This is a genomic window from Hungatella sp. SL.1.14 (genome assembly GCF_024460495.1).
Taxonomy (GTDB): Bacteria; Bacillota; Clostridia; order Lachnospirales; family Lachnospiraceae; genus Hungatella; species Hungatella hathewayi.
The window spans coordinates 209950-233994 of record NZ_JANFYJ010000001.1 but is presented as its reverse complement, the minus strand read 5'-3'; the positions used below and the strand labels follow the sequence as shown (position 1 = coordinate 233994).

The 24045-nt window shown below is 47.5% G+C and carries 24 protein-coding genes; 2 read left to right on the top strand and 22 right to left on the bottom strand.

Annotated elements, in window-relative coordinates; translation table 11 throughout:
• Positions 1-43: 43 nt before the first annotated feature.
• The 3 genes from NE473_RS01125 to NE473_RS01115 form a co-directional block, all read right to left on the bottom strand.
• Positions 44-1081 carry a replication protein gene (locus NE473_RS01125; protein WP_256265144.1) on the bottom strand — a complete coding sequence of 346 codons (1038 nt, stop codon included), beginning with the start codon at positions 1079-1081 and terminating at the stop codon, positions 44-46.
• A gap of 266 nt (positions 1082-1347) precedes the next feature.
• A complete protein-coding gene (locus NE473_RS01120) occupies positions 1348-1596 on the bottom strand; it encodes a hypothetical protein (RefSeq protein WP_256265143.1) in 249 nt (82 codons plus the stop codon).
• A gap of 320 nt (positions 1597-1916) precedes the next feature.
• The gene (locus NE473_RS01115) at positions 1917-2102 is read right to left on the bottom strand and encodes a hypothetical protein (RefSeq protein ID WP_256265142.1); all 186 of its coding nucleotides are present in this window, start codon (positions 2100-2102) and stop codon (positions 1917-1919) included.
• Positions 2103-2255: 153 nt separating this feature from the next.
• On the opposite strand from NE473_RS01115, the gene NE473_RS01110 reads away from it, so the two are divergent.
• Positions 2256-2441 (top strand): hypothetical protein, encoded by a 186-nt coding sequence (locus NE473_RS01110; protein WP_256265141.1) that lies wholly within the window; start codon positions 2256-2258, stop codon positions 2439-2441.
• 6 nt (positions 2442-2447) lie between these two features.
• Here NE473_RS01110 and NE473_RS01105 read toward each other — a convergent pair whose 3' ends face one another.
• The 11 genes from NE473_RS01105 to NE473_RS01055 form a co-directional block, all read right to left on the bottom strand.
• On the bottom strand, positions 2448-2627 hold the full coding sequence (locus NE473_RS01105) for a hypothetical protein (RefSeq protein WP_256265140.1): 180 nt from the start codon (positions 2625-2627) through the stop codon (positions 2448-2450).
• Between the two features lie 65 nt (positions 2628-2692).
• On the bottom strand, positions 2693-2965 hold the full coding sequence (locus NE473_RS01100) for a hypothetical protein (RefSeq protein ID WP_256265139.1): 273 nt from the start codon (positions 2963-2965) through the stop codon (positions 2693-2695).
• Positions 2962-4506 (bottom strand): hypothetical protein, encoded by a 1545-nt coding sequence (locus NE473_RS01095; protein ID WP_256265138.1) that lies wholly within the window; start codon positions 4504-4506, stop codon positions 2962-2964. The genes NE473_RS01100 and NE473_RS01095 overlap by 4 nt, the downstream gene beginning before the upstream one ends.
• A gap of 22 nt (positions 4507-4528) precedes the next feature.
• Positions 4529-5182, bottom strand: coding sequence for a hypothetical protein (locus NE473_RS01090; RefSeq protein ID WP_256265137.1), 654 nt, complete (start codon positions 5180-5182; stop codon positions 4529-4531).
• Complete coding sequence (locus NE473_RS01085) at positions 5179-5310, bottom strand: hypothetical protein (protein ID WP_256265136.1); 132 nt, start codon at positions 5308-5310, stop codon at positions 5179-5181. The genes NE473_RS01090 and NE473_RS01085 overlap by 4 nt, the downstream gene beginning before the upstream one ends.
• Positions 5310-5996: a P-loop NTPase family protein gene (locus NE473_RS01080; RefSeq protein WP_256265135.1), complete on the bottom strand. Its 687-nt coding sequence runs from the start codon at positions 5994-5996 to the stop codon at positions 5310-5312. Before NE473_RS01080 ends, NE473_RS01085 begins: the two co-directional genes overlap by 1 nt.
• 56 nt (positions 5997-6052) lie before the next feature.
• On the bottom strand, positions 6053-6346 hold the full coding sequence (locus NE473_RS01075; RefSeq protein WP_256265134.1) for a hypothetical protein: 294 nt from the start codon (positions 6344-6346) through the stop codon (positions 6053-6055).
• A 421-nt stretch (positions 6347-6767) separates the two neighbouring features.
• The gene (locus NE473_RS01070) at positions 6768-7391 is read right to left on the bottom strand and encodes a DUF4317 family protein (protein ID WP_055648893.1); all 624 of its coding nucleotides are present in this window, start codon (positions 7389-7391) and stop codon (positions 6768-6770) included.
• Positions 7392-7453: 62 nt separating this feature from the next.
• Positions 7454-9079 carry an RtcB family protein gene (locus NE473_RS01065; protein ID WP_242866044.1) on the bottom strand — a complete coding sequence of 542 codons (1626 nt, stop codon included), beginning with the start codon at positions 9077-9079 and terminating at the stop codon, positions 7454-7456.
• Positions 9045-9410 carry a hypothetical protein gene (locus NE473_RS01060; protein ID WP_055648892.1) on the bottom strand — a complete coding sequence of 122 codons (366 nt, stop codon included), beginning with the start codon at positions 9408-9410 and terminating at the stop codon, positions 9045-9047. Before NE473_RS01060 ends, NE473_RS01065 begins: the two co-directional genes overlap by 35 nt.
• 66 nt (positions 9411-9476) lie before the next feature.
• Positions 9477-10652, bottom strand: coding sequence for a hypothetical protein (locus NE473_RS01055; protein WP_055648891.1), 1176 nt, complete (start codon positions 10650-10652; stop codon positions 9477-9479).
• 116 nt (positions 10653-10768) lie between these two features.
• Between NE473_RS01055 and NE473_RS01050 the strand changes: the two genes are divergently transcribed.
• Entirely contained in the window at positions 10769-11611 is an 843-nt protein-coding gene (locus NE473_RS01050) for a YitT family protein (RefSeq protein ID WP_055648890.1), read from the top strand.
• Between the two features lie 32 nt (positions 11612-11643).
• On the opposite strand, the gene NE473_RS01045 is transcribed toward NE473_RS01050, so the two are convergent.
• From NE473_RS01045 to NE473_RS01010, 8 genes are all read right to left on the bottom strand, one after another.
• Complete coding sequence (locus tag NE473_RS01045) at positions 11644-12981, bottom strand: MATE family efflux transporter (protein WP_305148602.1); 1338 nt, start codon at positions 12979-12981, stop codon at positions 11644-11646.
• Between the two features lie 82 nt (positions 12982-13063).
• A complete protein-coding gene (locus NE473_RS01040) occupies positions 13064-16648 on the bottom strand; it encodes a response regulator (protein ID WP_055648889.1) in 3585 nt (1194 codons plus the stop codon).
• A 173-nt stretch (positions 16649-16821) separates the two neighbouring features.
• The gene (locus NE473_RS01035; RefSeq protein WP_055648888.1) at positions 16822-17643 is read right to left on the bottom strand and encodes a TIGR02452 family protein; all 822 of its coding nucleotides are present in this window, start codon (positions 17641-17643) and stop codon (positions 16822-16824) included.
• A complete protein-coding gene (locus tag NE473_RS01030; protein ID WP_055648887.1) occupies positions 17643-18560 on the bottom strand; it encodes an NUDIX hydrolase in 918 nt (305 codons plus the stop codon). The genes NE473_RS01035 and NE473_RS01030 overlap by 1 nt, the downstream gene beginning before the upstream one ends.
• Entirely contained in the window at positions 18547-19134 is a 588-nt protein-coding gene (gene ybiA, locus NE473_RS01025) for a riboflavin biosynthesis intermediates N-glycosidase (protein WP_055648886.1), read from the bottom strand. Before ybiA ends, NE473_RS01030 begins: the two co-directional genes overlap by 14 nt.
• A 271-nt stretch (positions 19135-19405) precedes the next feature.
• Entirely contained in the window at positions 19406-20311 is a 906-nt protein-coding gene (locus NE473_RS01020) for a hypothetical protein (protein ID WP_055648885.1), read from the bottom strand.
• A 195-nt stretch (positions 20312-20506) separates the two neighbouring features.
• Complete coding sequence (locus tag NE473_RS01015) at positions 20507-22063, bottom strand: LCP family glycopolymer transferase (protein WP_055648884.1); 1557 nt, start codon at positions 22061-22063, stop codon at positions 20507-20509.
• A 97-nt stretch (positions 22064-22160) separates the two neighbouring features.
• Positions 22161-23978: a C40 family peptidase gene (locus NE473_RS01010; protein WP_055648883.1), complete on the bottom strand. Its 1818-nt coding sequence runs from the start codon at positions 23976-23978 to the stop codon at positions 22161-22163.
• Positions 23979-24045 lie beyond the last annotated feature (67 nt).

Here is a 24045-nt window from a genome sequence, read left to right as displayed (position 1 = left end):
ATCAAACCAGTGTTTTGTCTTGCGGCGGAGTGATAGTTGACCGTCATAATGCAAGCCTTTCAACAACGTTTTTACTACCATTAACTACCTCACGGAACGGTATAAATTCACCGTCTAAAACCGTTCGAAAACCATCTTTAGTTATTTCGATATGGCTTTCCTGAATACCCTCATAAGTATACTTTTTAACCTTATGAATACGTCTTAAAAACGCTAACCAACTGACAGATTCATCTAACTGGACAGCCGGATACTGTTTCGATAATGGAACATTGGTGATAATATAAACTTTAGTGTAACAGGCATATTTATTTGCGTATCGGCACGGCAGTTCTACCGGATAACCTTCAATTAATGTAAGCATTTCGGTGAACCGGATAGAAGAGCGGAACTCCTCAAATATTACAACGTCCTGATTCTTATAACCATCGAACGGGTGGAGATAATCTGTTACACGGAAGACGTTTGAATAACCGTATTGCTCCATGATCGAACGAGTCTTTCCTGAACCAGTATCGCCGTATATGTATTCCACCTGTACATCACGCCATTGATTTTTATACTTTTCCTGTATAAGCGTCTGGCGTGTTATTTCAATTTTATCGAGATTAAGCATTGCTTCGGGCATCTGTTCCATAATCTCATAATTCGTCAGCCCGTCTTTAATCATTCCGTATAAATCATCCAAATCGTTTCTTTTACCCTGCCTTTCAATAGGCATTTCCCCGTATTCCTCAAAGGTTCCATCTACGCACGTTTCGCGTTTCCGGTCATTCAGCCATTTGCCAGTTTTAGAAACGTACTGCATATTCTGTTCGGCGGTACCCTTTGCCATTTCAAAGTGTGCACCCTCAAACTGTTTCTTGAGAGTTGAGAAGCGAATACCAGACCGACCACACAGAAAAACATGTGTATGATACGTTTGATTCTCACCTATTTCATCAGCCATACAGTAGTAAACTATCGAAGCCATGGAAGCAAGAATGCTGTTTAACTTCTCATGCGTAAATCCCTTTTCAACGGGATTGTTAATTGTCAACTGCCATTTACGTGACTGGCTGTCTTTCACATTTTCACCCATGCTTATTTCCCCTTTGTTTGTTTTTTGCGACGGCGACAGAAGTGACAATGTGCTGTCGCGGACTGGCAAGCCCCAGTTTTACAAGGTTTGTTGGTGCTTGCGACAGAAGTTCCGGGTAATACTATACCGGAACTTCCTCACCCACGGTAACGCCGTGAATGTGGGCCCCCCGGCGATGCTCCCACATTCCGCCCGTAGTTACGTACGCGTGCGAGGGGAGCCAGAGGGGAAGGTAAACAAGGAAATACCAGGGGAATCGGCCATCACTACTTACCGACTATTTCACAGCCGCATACAAAGCCACGGTTGTTATACTCGATATCAACAGTCTGACCAATCGCCAGATCTTTGATACAGGGAAGATGCGGATTATCAGAGATAAAAATCTTATCAACTGCCGTCCCCAATGTTTGAGCATCAGAAAAAGAGGTATGTAAGGTTACACCTACTACCGGATTCCCTGTTTTCCTGCTTACGTAATCAACGTTCTGAATACCTAAAATTTTAACTTTCATCTTTTTTTCTCCTTCTATATTTTATTGTCAATGTGCCAGACACCCGTATTTCTGAAATAGCTCCGTCAGACTTCCAGATGTAAGGCCATAAAGACCGACACGACAGCGGCGGATTTCTCGATAGAATACCGTCATAACAAACAACTTGAACAAGGAAATATAAACGGGCTTGACATATCCATACAGTGAGTTTTTCTATAAGACTTTGGCCTTTAATGAAGCTTGACATATACAGATAGTGAGTTTCCGTCTTAATCCTCCACTCACTATTTCTCATACGGGCTTGTGACCGTCAACGGCTAGTTTAAAGGGGAGAGGGCTTACGCCCCCACCTCATTTTCATCTGAATATTCATCAGGAAAAAACATTTTATTTAATTCAGCAAGAGTAAGACCACGAATAACAATTCTAGGTGGTATTTCCTCACCGTTCATAAGAAAGCGCATATACTGGTTAATAGAATCATTGTAAATCGCCTTAAAAGCTTCCTTTTCCTTCTTTGTCATTTTTTATTTTCCCCTTTCTTTTCCCTGAACCATTTGATATACTTACCTTGTAACTAAAGTATAGCATATTTTCTAGGCCTAGTATATTGACATATCTAACAAAATCTAGGCCTAGTATTTGTGCATTATTTCTAGGCCTAGAAAAGAGGGCATATGAATAAAAAAGAACTAACTGATTATAAAAGAGAATACAACAAAGAAACCTACAAGACTGTAAAAGTTTATATTCCAGTAGATGAATATGAAGCTATTAAAGCACATTTTGAAAAACAAGGTTATAAAGCCATGAGTGGATATGTTAAAGCCCTCATAGATGCAGACATGAAAGCAGGAGAGTAAAATTCATTAATCTATGAAGCAAGTCAACACCTCATTTATACGCTGAACATAGTCATTTAAAATAACAAATTGATTTAGCAAATCGGTATCTAAATTTGGCGTATCCTTTGCATGTTCGCAAAAAATATTTGCAAGCGTTGTTAAGTGGGAAAGCAGTTCCATAAACTCTATTTCATGTTCAGTCAACAGATCACCTCCATAAAGACAGCCACGGCGCGCGGTCTGGCCGCTTGCGCCGATGGCATGACATTCTATTCAATACCTAAGAACGGTATTTTCCTGACAATGAACATAGTAAACTTCCAGACATGCTCAAAGTTAATCACGATCAGCAACATAGGCAGTAAAACCTTAACCATATTGAGATCGACAAAGACACCTAAAAGCCCCATGGAACCACGGATATACCCGAACAATTCGTCTATGATAGACGTAACGGAAGAGGGCATGTCAGGCAGATTTATCCACCCAAATACAAGCTTTATCAGTCCACCTACAAGATTTAAAACGGATTCTAAGATCATGAACGCAACACCTCCTCAATCTTACGATGCATCAATGAAAGCAATGCACCAATCATAATAACGTTACCAACAAAGTAAAGTTTATCCTGTAATTCTTTGCCGAAATCCGTATCAAATATTTCTATTTTAACAGTCTGAGCAGGAATCAATATAGTGCCTTCCCATTGAATTTCAGGAAACGGAATACCTGCATTTGATGAATCGGCAGATACAACCATATCAATCAGGTTTACAAGCAGATCAACAGGCAACATAAGAAACCCTAAACGTTCATCAAAGAAGGAATACATATCATCAAACCACGTCTTAAAAAAATCGTCAGAAGGTATAAAAAGAGACTTCAAACCGTCTATAATCCCCGTGATAATTCCCGTTTTTGTATCCTCCAGTTTATCTACAACGGCCTTTTGCATATCATCTATTTTCTTCTGAGTTTCCTTACCTACACTGTTAATTGTACCGTTTACCTCGTTTACCTTATTCGTCACGGTTTGAGATATTTTCTCAGCCGACTGATTTACAGAATCCTTTATCTGATTTGACGTATTAGTAACTGTCTGCGATATCTGATTAGCTGACTGACTCACCGCTTCTTTTATCTGATTCGTTGTGTTGGTAATGGTATTCGTGATCGTATTCGTCGTGTTGGTTATCTGGTTACTGATATTACTAACAGTGTTACTGATATTCGTGACCACATTTTTGATGATAGTTGTGTTGGCGGCTGTAGTCTGACCTTGTTGGCCAGTATCAGACGCCGGAATATAACTGGAAGAAGATGATACATAATAAAACGCACCCTGAACATTTTCATTACCTACAGCCTTTTGCACACAGAATTTTAACTGATTACTCAAAATATCCCTTGTAGGCTTAAAACGAAAAGTCACATACTGGCCATCAACAGACCGAGAAAAATCAACACCTTCCATGTAGAAATAACTACCAGACGGAAAAGAAGAGAAGCAAGTAACTTCATACTCATACCCTTTTTTAAATACGCCACCAGAAGGGAACGAAAAAAAATAGTAACGGTTATTCCAATACATAACAGACTTAGGATACATAGATCGATTTAAGAGGCTAATTGTCTTTGTCAAAAACGGATTATCACTATTATCATATACCCCATTTATTTTCAGATTCTCAGATGGAGCAGTATAAGTATTAAACTTAATCTGGACACTGGAGCCGGGAGAGTAATCAAAGTAAATATTCCCCCAATAAGGAGCATAAGCAGACAGATAAAACATTCCATCATCATCTACATAATTATAAAAATTATCATATATCCAATATGAGTCGGTATTATCTGGCATAAGCTGATAAGACATAGCCCCAAAACGCCCTAAGTCAGAACTGTCTACGAGCATGCGTATATTGCACTGACCTTTAAACTGATACATTAACTGAGTCGCAGTAGACGGAAGCATAATATAACCGGAAGAGTCCTGATTAAGTTGTTGCCAAGAATCATTTACTTTAGCATATAACGGAGAAGCTTCAACAGCCGCTAAAAGCATAGGTTTATCAAATGTCATAGCATTACCATCTGCATTACTGTCAGATGCGGTATCCGCCCACGTTAAAGAAGCTACGGACAATGACAAACAGCAGATACATAGTACAAAGGAACAGAAGCGCTTTAAATTCATAATTTTTCACCCCCTCGACGAGTACAGGGTATATGTCACCGATATCGGAATAGACGATATAGTTTCCGGCATTTAAGCTAAACGATCCCTCATTACCAGAAGACAGGACATAATCACGGGTATCATAGGTAATATACATCATGTCAGTACCAGTAAAACGGCTCCCGTTACAGACCAGATTTTCACCATATACAAGCCGGTATATGTATTGGGATTGACGGAACAGGACATAATGAGAACTAGGAGAAAGCTTCTCTGTCATACCCCTGAAATATGTCAGTACGCTTGTAGAGATCGAACCATCATAGACACCAGAATACGATGACATTACCTGTATATTATAAGTAGCAGAAGAGGGCGACGCTTCCGATGGAGAAGCAACCATTTCCTGCCACGATTCAAAATCTAAATCGTTTATTTCACCGGAAACCGGAGACGGAACATTATCCAGAGTTTCGGAAAAATCCGGCGCGTACACCTCATAATCAGCCGCAAACACCGGAGTACCCCCCATAACAAAAAGAACCAAACTAAATAATACAACATATATTAACCTCCTCATAAGTCAATCCGCCCCTTAAAGGCCATACCGATAAACAGATTTACAAGCCGCTGTCCCAATGCAAATACAACCGCATAGGGAGCCGCATAACCTACCAGAATTGCGAACAAATCAATTGCTTCTTTCATCAGCTTAATTTCCTCCCGTTCCATTCTTTTTTATAACGCTTCATCTTTGCATAAGTATCATAACTGTCATACAGATCAGGATTATGGAACCAGTAAAATTTCTTAACCGTATCCGTAACTAAATGACCATCTTTTTCAGTCGATTTCGAACCATCAATCAGTGTATTAATCTGCAAAATCTTACAGAAGTTTGCACACAATACTACGTTGCGAATCTGCTCCCGAAACGGTTTTGCAAGACGGCCATAGACCTGACTTGTACCTATGATATGTTTTCGTTGTTTCCTCTGCTGAGATACCTCGACCATAACCTCGATATCAATGTTTTTCGACTCTAAAGAGTTAAACTCCAGATGAATTTCATCGATCAGATAGATCACACCGTAATAACCGTTTTCAATATTCTTTAAGCAGTTAAGACCGTCATATTCAATCACCTGAGTATCAGGATTAAGCCCCTCGATCTGAACATTCGTACAGAGAATAGCACGGGGGTATTCATCACATAATTTCCGCACATACTGAACAGCGGAAAGCGTTTTTCCTGACCCCTGTTCACCACAAAATATAAGCAGTCCTTCCGGTTTAAAGTAATTCGGGTGAGACTTTAAAAAGTCATGGTTATGCTTCATAACACGTGCAATATTAACCGGATTTAAACTGCCGTCTAATAAATTTGTTTCCATACAATCACCGCCTTGTTAAAAAAATGTCGGGGCTTTTAAACCCCGACAGGAGAGTACTACACAGATAATTTTCCCTTACGGAAAGCGGCCATAATGGTTCTGACAGCCTTACGTAATCCCCACCACATAAAGACCAGACCGATACCAGCGGCCATAAAAGTAGCAAGAGCCGCAATAATGGTACTTACGGAAATCTGAGCGGTAAGGTTCGTAATCACAGGCGCCCAGTCAGCGGCAGTTACAGACCCAGACGAATCAGCCGCAAAGGCAGGAACGCACATAGCTACAGACATTAACCCCGTAGCAACTGGAAGTGCACGATACTTCCTTAAAGCATTTTTCAGTTTCATGAGAGAATACCTCCTTAAATTATTTTATAATCACGGCAGTAGCCGTAATCAGCGCAAAATAAAAACAGATCATCAAATCATATGTAAATACGATCTGGTAATCTGTTTTTGGTTCAACTATTCGTTAAAGTGTTGTTTCGCGCATAGTTGGAAATCGCTCTCTTTATCGTACCATGGTTTCAATTGGTTTTCAACTATTCGTAAAAAATATTTTTCCCTATCGAATAACTGATCCATCTTTCGTTTTCCTCCACTGCCACCTACTCCTTGCGCTGATCATGATTAAACACAACCAGGCCTTATCTCGAAAAATAATCTCATCTGTGTATGCATAGCGCATGCCGGAATTATCATTGATAAAGCAATTATTCATTCAAGTTCAAAAGCCGGGCTGCCTGATCAGCCCGGCCCTCAGCTTTTCTCATCCCATTCCCAATATTTCCAGCAGTTCCCCGCGAGGCCGCCCGGCGTCCGCCTGAAAGATATTAATATGGTTCTGGTCTCCGCTTCTGTCCGTAAATGCCGGGAACAAAAATCCACATTCCGGTTTTCCCGGCTCATATTCCCCAGTCATCGGACAGATGGCACAGATCATATATTCAAACACTTCCTCTGACTCCCACTGCCGTTCCCCGTCAGACCCCTTTGCCGGAATGTCGTATCGGTCATGAAAGACAAGTATCGCATACGGTTCATTCTTATGGTATTTTTCCATGATCAGGTCGTAAAAGGTGTCCATCAGGGCATCATTCTTTAATCCGCACTCATTCATCGCCATAAGCAGCTGCCACATACTCCCCGGTTTCCGCATGTCTTGTGTAAATTCATACTTCTTCAGATTAACATTTGTCGCTGAGAATGGAATCTCCTTCGCCAGTTTCAGCTTTTTTGTCCTCTCCGGAGCCGGGACTTTCAGGAAATTCGTATTAAAACTCCCCTCAAAATCCCCATCTCTGTCTACATAGCAGCCTGCAATCCTCGTAAAGGAGGTTCTCGCAAGGGTCATACGCCTTGTCAGTTCCAGCATATCGTCTCTGTTTATCATGTTCTGTCTATTACCTTTCCAATGCCTTTCTGCCTTTTTATTCTTATTCTGTTTCCTTCCGCCTATGCTTTTATGGTAAACACCGGTTCCATTCTCGCCACCAGGCCGGCCATACCATGATCTGCATGAACCTTCACCACTTTGTCGATGTCCTTATAGGCATAGGGTGCCTCAGAACGGATGGACTCCTCCCACTTCTTTAAGATATCGTTCCGTCCCTTTAAATCACTTCTGTTAGGGTCAATGGGAGTTACGATGTGAAACTTCTTCATAAATTCCTGGAATTCACGGTCACTGCCATGGATCGCCTCCCCCCTGGACAGTCTTCGTCCGGCGCCATGACTTGCGCTCCATAAAGCGTCCGGATTTCCCATGCCTCTTAACAGATAGCTGGAACTTCCCATGGAACCCGGAATCATCACCGGTTCCCCATAATAAGCGAAAGGAGTTCCCTCCATCTCAGCCATTCCTCTGGCCGAGCATGCGCCTTTCCGGTGAATATAGGATTTTCTCCCCTCCGGCTCCTTCTCCCAGATAAAATTATGTGGTGAGTCGTACAGAAGCTTCATATCAAACGGATGCACCCTGTTTTCAACGGCATTCTGAAGCATCAGTCCCAGGAACATCCGGTTGGCAAATCCAAAATTAGCGGCGTTGCCGGTAGTGCTGCGGAAACGACGCCATTCCCTGCCCTCTCCCTCTCCTTCGGGCAAAAGATAAATTCCATTATCCGGATGGGGAATGAGCTTCGGATACAGCCCTCTTGTTATCATCTGGCTGATTCTGCCGCTCTGATGGCCAATCATCAGCGAGCCTGTATGGATCATAATGAGAATGGCACCTCTCTTTATTCCCCACGCATTGGCAGTCTGCCCGTCATAGATCTCAGCCACGCGCTGCATCTCCACGAAATGATTGCCGCCCCCTATGGAGCCGATCTGATCGTCATAGGTCAGTGTATGGGCGTCACCGATAAAATCCTCCAGTCCTTCCGTCTCTTCGGCCCACAGGCTTCCTTTGAACGCAGTACGCTCCAGTTCCTCTTCCTGTTCCTCTCGATCGTAGAACCTCCAGATTCCCGTTCCAGCTGCCTCTCCGGAGGTTTCCAGAAGGCCGGTGAGCCCCTCTCTCAGCATGGCCTCCCTCTGAATCCCATTCATGGCAATCCCGCGTCCGCCCTCAAAGAAAATACGCCGGATCTCCGGCAGCAGAACAGACAGCTTCCCTTCCAGCTCCTCTTCCTTCAGGTCCGTGGTATACAGCCTCATCCCACAGTTAATATCATTGCCCATAGCCTGGGGGATCACAAAGCCCTCTGTCATCAGTACCGTACCGATGGGAATTCCGGCTCCCTTGTGGAAATCCGGTGTCACAGCGGCCTTTCTCACGGCGCTGTCCGGATTCTTAAAAAAAGAGCCCGCTTCCTTCATGCATTCCACGGTATGCTCCAGCTCCATCATACGATTCAGCTCATCCAGCGCTTTTTTATCCGGTTTCGTTCCTTCCGGAAGAAAAACAGACACGCCGCAGGACCGGTTTTCAAAATTCAATTTTAATTCCATGTTATTCGCTTTCTTGCCTTCTCTTGTTTCATGTGGTAAAAGGCACCGGTCATAGCTGACCGATGCCCTTGCAAAGTATTCCGGTTCATCCTTACTTCTGACCCAGAAGAATATCCTTCTTATCAAGAATCGCTTCCACCGCAGCGCAGGCCGGGCAGTCACAGTATTTTGCTCCGGCGGCTTTGATCTCTCTTGCATGAGCCGCAACCTCCAGGGCCTTATCCGCACCAAAAACCTGGGCGCCATGTTCGGATTCTGCGAAACCGATCAAACCGTCAATCGGCATGATATCTGCTTCCAGTTCTTCCACATACTTCTTTGTCTCTTCCGCTTCCCGGTCAGTGCCAACCGCATCAAGCCAGGCCTGGGCTGCTGCCTTTGCCTCACTGCTGCACGTTGACGCACTCATTAATTCCTTTGACTTTTCAACAACAAAATCCAATCCGTTTTTATCCATAACTGACGCCTCTCTTTCTCACAAAATTTATCTATAGCTTACCATAATTATCGATTCTTTGCAATGTCACTGCTGCATTTCACTGATTTTCTGAATCGTCTGTGACTGAGTCAGCCACTGCCCCCACTCATACCCGTCTCTGGCCTTCGAGGTATCATAGACCGCATTGAAAGCCTGACTGTATTCCTCACGGGACATCGGCGTCCCATTCCATTCATACTGATAGATAACATTCCCGTCTTCATCGAATTCAAGGTTGGAACGATCCCCTGCGCCATAGTAACCGCTGGCGATCAGAGATAACCGGCCAGCTGTCAGGCTGTATACCAGATCGTAATAGTAGTCCATACTCCCCTCGGAGTTACAGAGAAGATTTTCTTTTTCAATATAACTGAAATAAAGCCGGTTCAGCTGGTTTTCAACCACTTGGCCGCCATCCCAGGCAGCAATCATGCAGCCAACCGCTTCACTGTTTCCAATCTTCACCAGCTCCGGGATGTCGTCATCATCGATATAGATCAGCTGATAGCCGTCCCACTCTTCCTCGTCCTGTGCCTGAATATAATCGATGTATGCCTGTTTCCAGCCGGAGGGTGCTTCACTCTTCTTTCCCGCCCCCAGAAATCCCAGGACGGACTGAACAGTCTTTTCCGCAAGCGCGGCATCCGCATCCTTTGACAGCCCCTTCTCCAGAGTGAACGTTCCGCTCTCACTCCCCTGATAGATTCTCACCTCGGAATAGACAGCGCCTGCTGCCGTCTCCGACACAGACAGATAGCTGCAGATAATAATAATGTCACTGTATCCGTCGCTGTTATAGTCCGGAAATGACACCGCCTCTACCTTTTGCAGCCGTTCCCCTTCCCGTATATTGTCTCTGCTGATACCTTCTAAAACCGCAATGGTCCTGTCTCCGTCCTTCAGCTCAAAGATGGCGTCTGCAAAGGAATTTGCCCTGTCCTCCGGTTCAAAGGAGACGAAGGTTACCTCTCCCAAAGGATTTAAGTTCGCTTCAAATGTCTGGTCCTCTATGATCCGGTACCCGTTCTCCGCACCGTCTGAAGAAAGAGTCTCACTCTCTGGCCTGCGGTCATGATCCCCCTCGGATTGCTCCTCTTCCGCATGTGATGGGACTGTGGTTTCAATATCCTGTATCTTTTCCTTCTGTCCGCATGCAGTCAGTACTCCGCAAAGAGCAATACAGGCCGCTGCTGCAATCCATCTGTCATTTCTGCTTTTCATGTATTTTCCTCTTACCTCTCGCAAGAATGCTTCTGTTATGTTACAATACCAGACAGAACGACTCCCGGCGGTTATGTGCCGGGAAGAACATTACTATCTTTATTTGGAGGTTCCATATGAAAAAATGGGAAGTAATCCGCGAATTTACAATGATAACCGCAGCCACCATCATCGTGGCTGCCGCCGTATTCTTTTTTCTGATCCCCAGCCATGTGTCAGTGGGAAGCATCTCCGGTCTGGCTATCGTTCTGGGCAATTTTATCCCGCTGAACATTTCGGCCATCACCCTTGTATTAAACATCCTTCTTCTGATCCTGGGGTTTCTCTTCATCGGCAGGGAGTTCGGTGCAAAGACCGTATATACCTCACTTCTGCTTCCTGTAATCCTGGGTGTGTTTGAGTTGATTTTCCCCAATAATCAGTCGATCACAAATGATGCATTTCTGGACATGCTCTGCTACATTTTTGTGGTAAGCATCGGACTTGCCATGCTGTTTAACCGGAACGCATCGTCCGGCGGCCTGGACATTGCTGCAAAATTTCTGAATAAATATTTTCACATGGATTTAGGCAAAGCCATGTCCCTGGCCGGCATGTGCGTCGCGCTGTCCTCCGCCCTGGTTTACGATAAGAAAATCGTGGTGCTGAGCGTACTGGGAACGTATTTAAACGGCATTGTACTGGATCACTTCATCTTCGGCTTCAACTTAAAGAAACGAGTATGTATCATCTCGAAACACGAGGAAGAAATCCGGGACTTCATCTTAAACCAGCTCCACAGCGGAGCCACCATCTATGAAGCCATCGGCGCCTACGATCACCAGCCGAAAAAAGAGATCATCACCATCGTTGACAAAAATGAGTATGCCCTGCTGATGTCCTATATCATGAAAACGGACAAAAATGCATTTGTCACAGTTTATACCGTCAACGAGATCATCTACCGGCCCAAGCGCTGAAACGGCCGCGTTGCGGAATACTCCGCTGCACTTTAACCCGCAGCAGCCTCGCCTTCCCGCATTTTTCTGAAAATCCGGGCCAGCATCCATACTGCCGTGATTCCCAGGACAAACTCCGCCGTAAACTGGGCGTATGCCAGACCGTAAAGCGGAAATAAGTAATTGAGTGCATAGAGCGCCGGAATCTCCAGGATAATCTTACGGAGCACCGCAAAGGTAAGAGCCGCTTTGCCCATACCGACCGCCTGAAATACACCGACGGCAAGGAAATCCATACAGAGAAACGGAAGCGCAAGACAGAAGCCCCGCAGGAATCTCGTTCCATAGGCAATAATGGCCTCATTGTTCATGAACGCTCTGGTCAGACTTCCCGCTCCGATATAATAGCACAGAGACACTACGAACAGAAACGGAAGCAGTGTTTTCACGGTAAACAGAACTGCCTCCTTCATTCGTTTTCGATTCCCGCTGGCATAACAGTAGCTGACCAGCGGCATAATTCCCTGGGAAAACCCAAGTGCTATCTGCATCGGCACCATATTGATCTTCTGTGTGATCCCCATGGCCGCCACCGCATCGGCGCCGTAGGAAGAGGTGAAATTATTCAGAATCGTCATTCCGGTCACGTTAAGCAGGTTCTGGATGGCTGCCGGGATTCCCACGCCGCACACGCCGAGAATAATAGCCTTCTTCATGCGGAAATTCTTCGGAAGAATACAGATAAAAGTATTCGATCTGCGCACATAAAGCAGGATAAAAAAGTAGATACAGGCCACACAGTTGGATAAAAATGTGGCGAGTCCCGCTCCGGCGGCTCCCATGTTAAACCCCCACGGGAGAATAAAAATCGGATCGAGGATTATATTTAACAGACAGCCGCTCATGGTTCCGATGCTGGCATGGAGCGCTGCCCCCTCTGATCTCACCAGGTATGCCATAACCACGTTCAGTATAGCGGGCGCCGCGCCGAAGGACACAGTCCATTTTAAATACTCCTCCGTAGCCTGAGCCGTATTCACGTCGGCGCCTAACAACGTCAGCAGAGGCTGCTGAAAGATGGTACAGGCAAAAGAAAGCAGGAAACCGCAGATCAGCGCACAGTAGAATCCAAAGGCAGAGCTCTGGCGGACCGTATCGTAGTCCTTCCGTCCCAGCGCCCGGCTCATCATGCTGGAGCTGCCCACGCCAAACAGATTGTTGACTGCGTTAAACGCAAGCAGAACCGGCGCAGCCAGCGTAACTGCTGCATTCTGCACCGGATTGTTCATCATTCCGACGAAATAAGTATCCGCCAGATTATAGATTACCATAACCAGGGAACTTAAAATAGTCGGAACTGCCAGCTTCATAACCGCCTTCGGCACCGGCATCTGCTCAAATAAAACGGTCTTTTGATTGTCTATCACTCTCTTCTGCCTCCTAAATCGTCATGAGCGTCTTCACACATCAGTGTCACTCCTCCTTTCCAAAAATAAAATCATACAGAGTCTGATACAGCCGTTCCGGTTCTATGGGTTTTGCCAGGTGCGCATTCATTCCCGCCGCCCTGCTCTTTTCAATATCGTCGTCAAAGGCATTGGCCGTCATGGCAATAATCGGAATATCCCTGGCGTCCGGATTGCTTAGATGGCGGATATTGACGGTAGCAGACAAACCGTCCATAATCGGCATCCGGATATCCATTAAGATGGCATCGTAGTATCCCGGCTCCGATTTGCTGAATATCTCCAGCGCGCGCAGTCCGTTTTCCGCCGTATCCACTGCGAAGCCCTGGTCAGTGAGCAGCAGCGCCGCCACCTCGGTATTGATCGCATTATCTTCCACCAGAAGCACACGTTTTCCGGAGAAATCAAAGTCAAAGCCTGCGGCCTCCTGTTCCTGCTCTTCCTTCTCTCCCAGCGCCCTTGAAAATGCAGACACCAGGGAAGACTTGAACATGGGCTTACTCATCAGCAGATTAACTCCGGCCAGCTTCGCCTCGTGTTCAATGGAACTCCAGTCATAGGCCGTCATAATAATGATCGTGACATCCGGCCCCACAATCCGGCGAATCTGTCTCGCCGTCTCGATCCCGTCCATCTCCGGCATCTTCCAGTCAATGAGGACCATATCATAATAGGCCCCACGGGCCCAGCACTCCCTGATTCTGTCGACGGCCTTGCGTCCGCTGTCCACCCATTCCGCCTTGATTCCCATCTCATGAAGCGTCACAACGGCGCTCTCGCAGACGGCCACGTCGTCATCCACGACCAGCGTCTTCAAATGGGAGAAATTAAAATTCTGTTTTTTCTGATTGTGGCGCAGCTTCTCCTCTTCCGTAATCCCCAGCTTCACATCCACGGTAAACTCCGTCCCGATTCCCTTGATGGAACGCACCGTGATTTTGCCATCCATCATATCCACAATGCTCTTGGAGATCGCCATCCCCAGACCCGTTCCGCCATATAAGGCGGTAGTGCCGATGGACTCCTGGGTAAACGGCTCAAAGATATGAGGCAGGAACTCCTCACTCATGCCGATACCGGTGTCATTAATGATGAAACGCAGGACGGCATCGTTTTTCATCCTGCTCCGCTGAGAGGCCGAAAGGGTGACTTTCCCGCTCTCTCCGGTAAATTTGATCGCATTATTTAAGATATTGATCAGAACCTGCTGCAGCTTCATGGCGTCGCCGATATAGTAATCATCCAGAACCGGGTCCACAATACACTCGTATTCCACTGCCTTTGAGGCCGCCTGCGGATAACAGATGGAATTGATTCCGCAGAGGAAATCCTCCATGGGGATCTTCTCATTCTTCAACAGCATCTTTCCGCTTTCAATCCGGCTCATATCCAGAATATCATTGATCAGGGACAGCAGGAAGCGGGAAGAGATGCCGATTTTGGAGATACAGTCAGCCACCTGTTCATCGTCCCCGATGGATTTGGCCGCAATGGTGCTCATACCGATGATGGCATTCATGGGAGTCCGGATCTCATGGCTCATTCTGGACAGAAAATCACTTTTCGCCGCATTGGCCTGCTCCGCCGCGGCCAGCGCCGCCGCCAGTTCTTCCTTCTGGCGCTGTTCTCCCCGCACAATATCGGTCACATCAGTGCGCACAATGCAGATCCGCCCCAGCTCTCTGCTGATATAAAACACTTTAAAACGCTTAACCCTTACGTTTCCGTATTCATCCCGCATCTCCGTCACAAAGGAATAGGTATTCTGATCCTTTAGCATCGCCTTCATATAGCCGCTGTCCAGCTGTCTCAAATACTCGTTTCCTGCCGCGCTGTCCATGTACTGCTCCGCAATCTTGGTGATCTCTTTCTGAAATTCTCCCTGCCACGGAATCAGGTTCTTCTCCGAGCTGTTGAAGGAGACCTGCTGGTACGTATCCCGCCGGATATCGACATCGGTAATGCTGTCGTAATCCAGCTCCGCGATACTCTTTAGCAGACGTTCCGTCAGTTTCTGCTCCGTAATATCCATGACATAGAAAAACACGATAATATCACCGGTCTCCGGGTTTAAACAGGATTTGAAATTCATGCTGCCCCAGAAGGCGTTTCCGTTATATCTGCACAGAAACTCATAATGATAATCCGTCTTCCCTGCAGCATAGTCTTCCAGCAGCTTCTCACGCCGCAGAGACCATCGGATTTCTTCTCCATACGCGGCATCCACAACACAGGCTGCCAGGCTCTCAATCGACTCATCATAAGTATGATCCGTACTGGTAAGGCTGATATCCAAAGTGGAAAGATAGCTTTCCACCCGGTTCTGCGTGACATTCATACGCCCCTGAATACTGCCGTCAGAAGAGGACATCTCCGCGAAATAAGTCAGTTCCTTTTCATACAGTTCCCGCATGCGGTCCTGCAGAAGCTTCTCCTCCGTAATATCCACGAAAACACAGTAGAAATACTGTTCACCGCCCGATTCCGTCAGCAGCTGTGCCTTGATGGAGATCCATTTAACCGTTCCGTCCCTGCAGATCAGACGGTTCTCATTGTGAATCGTATTGCTGTGTGTCAGCTGTCTGTTCAGACGGTCTGTCATCTCCCGCAGGTCATCGGGATAAATCACGGAAGCCATGGCATTGCCCATCTGTGCAAACTCTTCCCTGGTATATCCAAGGAACTCAAACAGACCGTCATTGGCATCAATCACAGAAAATTCCGCATCAAAACGGCACCGGAATACGGCGCCTGGAATGTTATTATAAAGGCTCAGTACCTCTTCCCTTGCCTGCTTCTGGGCGGTAACATCGACACAGACAGACATGATCGCCGGCCGGCCGTCTTCCGCCGTCACCACACGTCCCTGGTCATGGACCCAGATATAAGAGCCGTCGCACTTTTTCATCCGGTACTCGATCACATACTCATCCGAATCTTCCAGCTGACGGGCCACCTGGCGGTCTACCATCTCCCGGTCCGCCGGATGCATGCAGTTGGTAATCAACCCGCCAATATCCTGAAGAAAGGCATCTTCATTCTCATAGCCCAGATAATCCAGCATCCGCCGGTTGATAAAGTAAAAAGGAAATCCTTCCTCTATGTATCCCCCCATCATGCCGCCCGGCAGAGAATCGTCCAGAAGCTTCTGACGCTGTTTTGCCAGATTCTCCATGACAAGCGTCTGCGGATAGTGCTCCGCCTCCCTCTGCTTGCCGCTGGGCTCTGCGAAATGAAGGCTTTTAACCAGCCACGCGCCATGCTCCCTCATCAGGACAGCGAAGCCGCGCAGCAGCCAGGAATACAAGGTATTTTTTAACGTCAGCCCGATCGAGATATTGCAGATATTTTCACCAATCTGCTGCTCATGAACGATGGTGACTCCCACTGTAAACGGCTCCGGTATCTCCTGAATATCCTGGGTGATATAATTGGCCATCTCATTCTTTCCGTGGGCGGATTCACCTTCACCAGTGCCGATAAACATGACATCATCGGCAAAAAAAACAATGGTCTCCTCCATACTGCGCCGTTCAAACCAGGCGGAGCAAAGCGCTTTCACACATTCCCTGGCTGTTATCTGCTCGTTCATCTTCCGTTACTCCTCCTGCAGGTGTCGTTCCTGCCTGCCAAAGGCTCATTTCCTTTTGGCCATTTGTACCAATTTTAGCATAGAACCCCATAATATGCAATTCATTTGACCTCATATAAAATGGGAGCAATCCCGCCTGACGGCCAGTATTTCTCCCATATCCACCCTTTATTTTACCATTTTTCCAAAAATGCGTTGAGGCACGCTTTATTTTTACTTCTGTCCAAAACTGCAAATACGATCTGTCCGAAAATGCCTCTGAACTCTCCGTTCAGCAGTTCCTCCCACCATGCGGCGATTTTTACCGGATCGTTTCTGAATACTCCGCATCCGTACGCTCCCAGGACCAGATTCTTCGCTCCTCTCTCTGCAAAAATGGCGAGCGCCAGCTGCATCCGGCGTCGCATCACATGTTCCGCCGTACCGCAGTCTTCGCCCTTTAACAGGACCTGGCCCATATTGACGGCCGGCAGAGTCAGGACCGACGAAAGAAACGGCTTCTCCAGGAGCCGGAAACCTCCGTCCCGGAAGAACACTACCTCCGGAGAATAGATGGCGTGGTCCGTATACATCATGGAGGGGCATGCCCGGTTGTTTCTGTAATACTCCTCGTGGACGGTCAGCGTCTTGTAAAGCCCGCTGGAGGCAGCCAGGCTTTCCTCCTGGGCCATGGCTCCATTCAGGAAACCGCCGCCGGGATTCTTGGCGCTGGCAAAATTCAGGATGGCGATGTCCTTCTTTCCCTCCAGGAACAACTTCCAGGCTGCCTCCACGGTGGAGATATCTCCCACGGTGCAACAGCTCTGCGCGTCTCCTGTGCGATTGCCGTCTTCATACGCCTTCAGCAGCCGGGTCCCCTCCTCCGGGGTGATCAGTACGCTTCCCTTTACTGATTTTCTATGTGCTTCTTCGATGGAAATCCTCTGGTCTCCATACAGATAATATCCCTGTTCCAGAATCCGGAGCGTTTCCCGCGCCGTCGCTTTTCTGTCCATTATTCTTCCTCCAATTTTCTGCGGAACAGTTTGGAGGGACGGTGGCCCTCATTCTCCGTGAAGGAATCGGTTTCCTCCACCAGATGGGCAATCTTACGCCTGAACGCCGCTTTTAACAGCGTTTTCCCCAGGATGACCTCATACACCTGCTGCAGCTGGGTCAGTGTAAACTCCTTTGGCATCATATGGAGGGCGAGATCCGTATACTCCACCTTTCCCTTCAGCCGTTCCAATGCGTAGGCAATGATCTTCGCATGGTCGAAGGCCAGCCCGTCATTTTCCAAAATTCTGTATTCCGTAACTGTTTCGTGTTCTGTTTTTACAATCTTTTTTTCTATTAAGGAACACAGCACCACGTCCTCGTGGCTTAATTCCAGTTCATACCGTTTTGTGCGTATCGTCTTCATACCGTCATAGGTCATGTTCTTTCTGTACTCGATGTGTTCATCCATTAAGCGGAAGGAAGTACGAAACCAGACCGCCTGATCCGCATCGTCCCCGGCCTTCACCCGGACCTTGGAAGAGTCGATGAGCGCCATGTAGGAACAGCTCATAACCCATGTACGCGGGTCTCTCTCCGGCTCGCTGAAGGTATAGAGCTGCTCCAGATAGACGTGATCCACTCCTGTCTCCTCCTTCAGTTCCCGTTTGGCTGCCGCCTCCGTCGTCTCATCAGGCCGTACAAAGCCGCCGGGAAGTGCCCAGCAGCCCAGATAGGGGTGGACGCCTCTCTGAATCAGCAGTACTTCCAGTTCTTTTTCCGGAAGCTTCCTGTAATTCTCCTCCTCCGTCTCCATGACGGTAAAGATAACCATGTCAGCCGCAACAGACGGCCGCACGTAATCACCCGGTTCGTAACGGCTCAGAAACTCAGCCTCTGTCAGCCCGTTCCGGTCACGCAGTTCATTCTTCTTCATCCGTTTCCCCCTCTTCCTTTTCCAGGAGAAGGTCGCGGACCTCCGTCAGGGAAAAGCCCAGGAAATTCGTTCCCCGCCACTTCACAGGACATTCCGCATCAGGATTACTTTTTCCCATACCGATGCCCCAGATCCGGTCTCTCGGACTCGCTTCCACCAGGATTCGCCTTTTCGTGGACTTCAAATAATCCCACAACTCCGGATTCTGGGAAAACTTCGCCAGATTCCCCCGCTTAACAATCTCATAGCATGCGCCATCCCACTTATCCTGATCGAAATTTTTGACAGCACGCCCGTACGCTTTCATCTCTTTCGGATGCCTGGCCTTAAGAATCATGGAGAGCATCTCCCCGTCACCAAACATCCTGGCCTTTTCCGCCATCATAAACTGTTCCGCACACGTATATTCCGTACCATCAACCGTAAACCGGTCCATCCACCACTGACTGAAGCACGACTCGTTGATATGCCCGTCCGCAGGCGGCGTATGTCCCCAGAAAAACAGATATTTTAAATGATCGCCTCTGTTATAGGCCTTTCTTAAAGTTTCCAGATCGTAGATCCCGTTTCTCATGGCGTCCCCTTTCACCGTTTCTCTTATTTTCTTTTAGTTATTATCAGTTAGTTATTATCATCTTGTTACCATCATCTATTGCACTAATCTTAACGCAGTCCCGTTCATTTGTCAAGTACATTGTAAAAAGCAGAACCATCAATTTTTCAATCCATAGTTCTGCTTTTCCGTTATACTACATCCAGCTCTTCTTTTACATGCCATTCATGGACAATCCCCAAATTCCGGAATGGCATATAGTTTTGTCTAAGCACAGCCTGCTGCACGGCTTTCATTTTTTATTTCCCGCTGACCCGTCCTTTGAAAAACGGTAGAAATATTGGTTTCCTTTGCTGTCGGTAAAGGAAATTCCTTCTGCCGGATCGCTGCCGTCCTCTCCCAATACTTCTGCTCTTCGTGCAGAGGCCGTTGATAAATCCACTCCGGAGGTTTCCAGCTCCTTCTCAATCTGATCCCGTTCAGACAGGAAATCATAGAGATATGGAGTTTCAACTGCGCGGATTTTTGACAGGCCGTCGCCGTTATACGACATTACGATGTAACCATATCTGTCGTGATCGGCGGAAAATGTGCAGCAGTACAACTCCCCCTGCTCCTCATGAAGCGCAGGGTCACGGTCTAAAACCGTGTAATTCGTAAAGGTATCGTAATTCCATCTGGCGTTTTTCAAGCCGCTCATCTCATCCAGCCAGCCGTTTGCCAGCATTTTTTTGAAAATGGATTTTTGCAGCATTTGAAAAGCCCGTGAAGACTGCCCCTCATAATAAGAATTGCTCAGCGCTGCCAGATTCGCTTCCAGGGAATCCTGCTCCGTACTCTTTATAAAGCTTAAACTGCCTTTCGCCTTCCTTCCCGTTACTTTAATCTTATAAATCCCCTTCTTCCTGATCTCGATCTGGAATGTACCTGTCGGTACGTCCTCGTTTTCATATACCGTTTCCCCATCTTCACTCTGAATGGTTACCGACAGCTTTCCGGAATCACTCACAATATCGGCATCGATCACGTCCCCCTGATCCATCTCGAAGTACTGGGAATCCGTGGTATTAAATATGCTGTACTTCATAATAAGCTGGCTGCCATTCCCCAGCCTGCTGCCGCTGAACGACATTCCATTGCAGGCCATCAGCAGCAATGCCGCGAGCATTGTCCCCAGAATACAGATAATTTTCTTCATGACACCCTCCAATCCATTTTCACTCTCTTCTTTTTCTTAATCGTACACCCGGATTCTAAAGATAAGGGAAGAGAAAGACTAAAGTTTTCTTAAAGTTTTCATTTCGAATTCTAATGCACCGCATAGAAAAACGGCTTCGAGTTTACATAATATATTTATGTAAACTCGAAGCCATAATCTCATTTTACTGACCGGTTAAACACTAGGTCCCACTTCTCCCGGACCTCCGGAAGAACCTCCGGCCGGACCTTTATCACCAGGCGCCGGGGGAGTTTGAGTCTCCGGAGCCTTCGTCGGTTCAGGCGCAGCCGGCTCAGAGGCCTTTGTCTCTGCCTTAGTTTCTTCCTCCGGCGCTTTCGTTCCCTTTGTCTCCTCCGGTTCTTTCGCCGCACCATCAAGACCGGCGCCCGGGCCTATGAGACTTCCGTCCTCATAGGTCTCAGACGCGGCAGTCTCCTCTTCCGTCGTCTCTGCTTCTGTCTCCTCCGTGGTTTCCATGGTTTCTTCCACGCTCTCCTCTGCTATGCTTTCCGTCTCAGGAGGAGCCGTCTCTTTGGGCGCGGAAGCTGCCCCTGGATTCTTTTTCGTAGAGCCGCCGCCTGTGGGAGCATTCTTCCCCGGTTCGCTGATCCCGCTCTCCTCCGAGATTCTCGCGCTGATGGACTTTACCGCAGACGACGGAGTATAATTTTCATCCTGATACAGGAACTGATGAAGCTGAATGACATTGCTTTCCAGTGTCGTAGCAATAACACAGTCCATCTTCCCGATTCTCATGGTTGTCCTGGAAAATGGGAAACCGGCGGTCTCGCCGATATGATACTTTGTGATCCCCTTAGCAATCGTAAACAAATCATCGATGCCAATACTCGTTGAAATCTGAGGGAATACTGCAGATACCAGCGTCTTCAATGTACCGAAATCGGCCTGTTTTGCCTTTTCCAACGCGAGCGTTACTACCTTTCGCTGGCGCTCCGTCCTGTTAAAATCGGTATCCATCAGTCGAAGTCTGGCATACGCGACCGCCTGCACTCCATCCAGATGATTCATACCCGCGCTCTTCAGCTGATAGGAACCGATCCCGGTGGAATTAACCGTCTCAGTGATAAAACCGTTTATGTAAGAAAATTCCGCATCAGTAATCTCGATATCCACACCACCCAGAATATTGATAGCCTCCGCTACAGCCTTCCAGTTAAAGGTAGCGTAATCGTCAATCTTTAAATCCAGGTTTTCGTTCAGAGCCTCTACCGCCTGCTTATGGCCGCCCTTAAAATAAGCCTCATTGATCTTATGATACGTTCCCTCGCTGTTGATCTTTAAATATGTATCACGGTATACGGATACCAGCTTGATCTCCCCTGTGGCCTTGTCAATATTACAGATCATCTCTACATCGGACAGCGCGCCCTTTTCCAGATTGCCATCACGGGAATCCACGCCGAACACTGCAATCGTCCAGTATCCCTTTTGATTCGTTCCCTTGCCAAAAATGAAAAATGCACTTACTGCCAGTATCGCCAGAACGGCCAGTTCCATCATCAGCAGCCGTTTCTTCTTTTTCTTTTTACGCATCCGTTCCTGCCGCAGCTTCTGGTGTACATCCGGCCGTCCCGTATATTCCACCCTCGGGTTTCTTCCATCCCCGGTCTCGTAATACGCCCGCCCGCCGCGGTTATCCACCTTTCTCTTTGCCCCGCTGCCGCGTCTCTTCTGTGCGCGCATGCGGTCTAATTCATCCTCATAATCCATAACAGGTTATTCAGTCCTTTCCTGTGTTTTACTTTGGCAAACCTTACTTATTCTACCAGAAACAGCCTGCCTGTTTCTTGCTTTTCTCTTACATTTCTCAGTCAATCAGCTTTCTATAATAAGGCCAGTCGGCCTGCATGGTACTGATTGTCACATTATTTACACTGCCGCTGGACTCGTGTACCACCTTCATTTTATGATCCGATTCCCAGGCCAGGAACATGACAACATGTCCTTCCTCACCCAATCTGACAATTATATCTCCCGGCTTTAACTCTTCTCTCGCCACGGCAGCGCCGCATCCGGCGAGTCCGTCGGTGCTCTCTGCCGGCAGCCGCTTTCCCAGCGCCGACCAGTAGATCCAGCTGATCCAGCCGGAACAGTCCAGTCCCTTCATCGTACGGCCCTTTTCATCCGCATTTACCAGCGAACCGAAGTGGTTTCCGTCGTAATCCGGTGCCGACGGCTTTCCGCCCCAGTAGTACGGAACGGTTCCCACAGAGGACAGGGCATAGCGGATCAGGCGCCTTCGTTCCGGTGAAATATCGGCGGGAAGAAGGCTTACGTAATACTCCATCTCGGACTGGGAAAGGGGATTCGTGATATAAGCAGACGAAACCGTCAGTCCATAGACCACCTTCCAGTCCTGAGCAGCCAGTTCCAGAACAGCATTTTTGTTCTCATCCGTCCAGCCGGGAAAAACGGATTCCCGCTTTCCGGTTGTCAGCTGCTCTGCAATGGAGAACAGGGAATTCCCCGATGATGAGACGCCCGCAACGGCGGCTGTAATATGAAGGTCCACATGCCCCGGGCACTTCACCTCAGGAGACGCCTCTTCCGCCAGGATTTCCACTTCCACTTCTACTTCCGCCTCGGAGGCCCTGGAAGATTCCATCAGTGCGATTCCCGGACCAATCTCAGCGGTTGTCTCCTGTTCCGCAGCCGTTTCAGCCGCAGAAGTCCCTATCCCGGGACCGATTTCCGCCGTCTCCGCGGATTCCTGTCCGTTTGCAGCAGCGGCACTCAGCTCCGTATCTGTTTCGTTCTGTGTCCCCTCCAGTGAGCCCGCAAAACTGCTTTCAGCAGCTTCCTCCTGTGTTTCCTCCAAAACGGCAGACTTTAGATCACGGAAAGATTCGGATTCACCGGCAGCCCCTGATTCACCAACAGACTCTAAGTCACCAACAGACTCTGATTCACCGGGCGTTTCCTCCAGACAGCCGTCACAGTAGTAGACCTCTCCGATGGAATAATGGATGGAGTGTGACCTGTCCCAGAGACTGGTCGCATAATCCAGAAACGCATCCGAGTCCTCAGGATCCGTGTAATAATAATAGGTATTTGCCATAGCCATAATTTCCTTAATATTGGAATCGGCCATGATTCTGTTTCCGTTTTCATCAGTAAAGACCATGTCGATATGCGACCACTCAGAAAGTTCCCAGCTGTCGGGATCATCCACTTTCTGCATTTCATCCAGCGGATTATAGCGTCCCCTTACGCTCTCCGCAGGAAGTCCCAGCTTTGCAGCGGCTTCCACAGGCTTTCGATTGGATAAATCATAGACAGAGGCCAGCCATTCCGAATCCTTTACGGATAATACCCGGAGAATCTGTCCCGCCACGCTGTTCTGTGCATCTGTGTCTTCCTCCCCCTCCGGATAGAGGTAAGCCAGGTTCAGCACAGCAAGAGAAGGCGAAAATACTTCTTCCGCCTCTGTCGCCGGTACCGTTTCTTCCGGCATTATCTTCTCCGGCACGGCAGGTGGTATGGAGACCACAGTCCGCGCCGGTTTATGTTCTGGTACATCGTAGAATGAAAGATAAGACTGGGACCCCACGTGGACCGCGGTTCCCAAAAGAGCCATGAAAATGGCGGATATCGTCTGGTTTTTGACGGTTTTGCTTCGTTTCATCGGTTTTCATCTTCCTGTAATCATTTCTAAAGTAAGAATATACCATATTGTTCCGTCAAAAAACAGA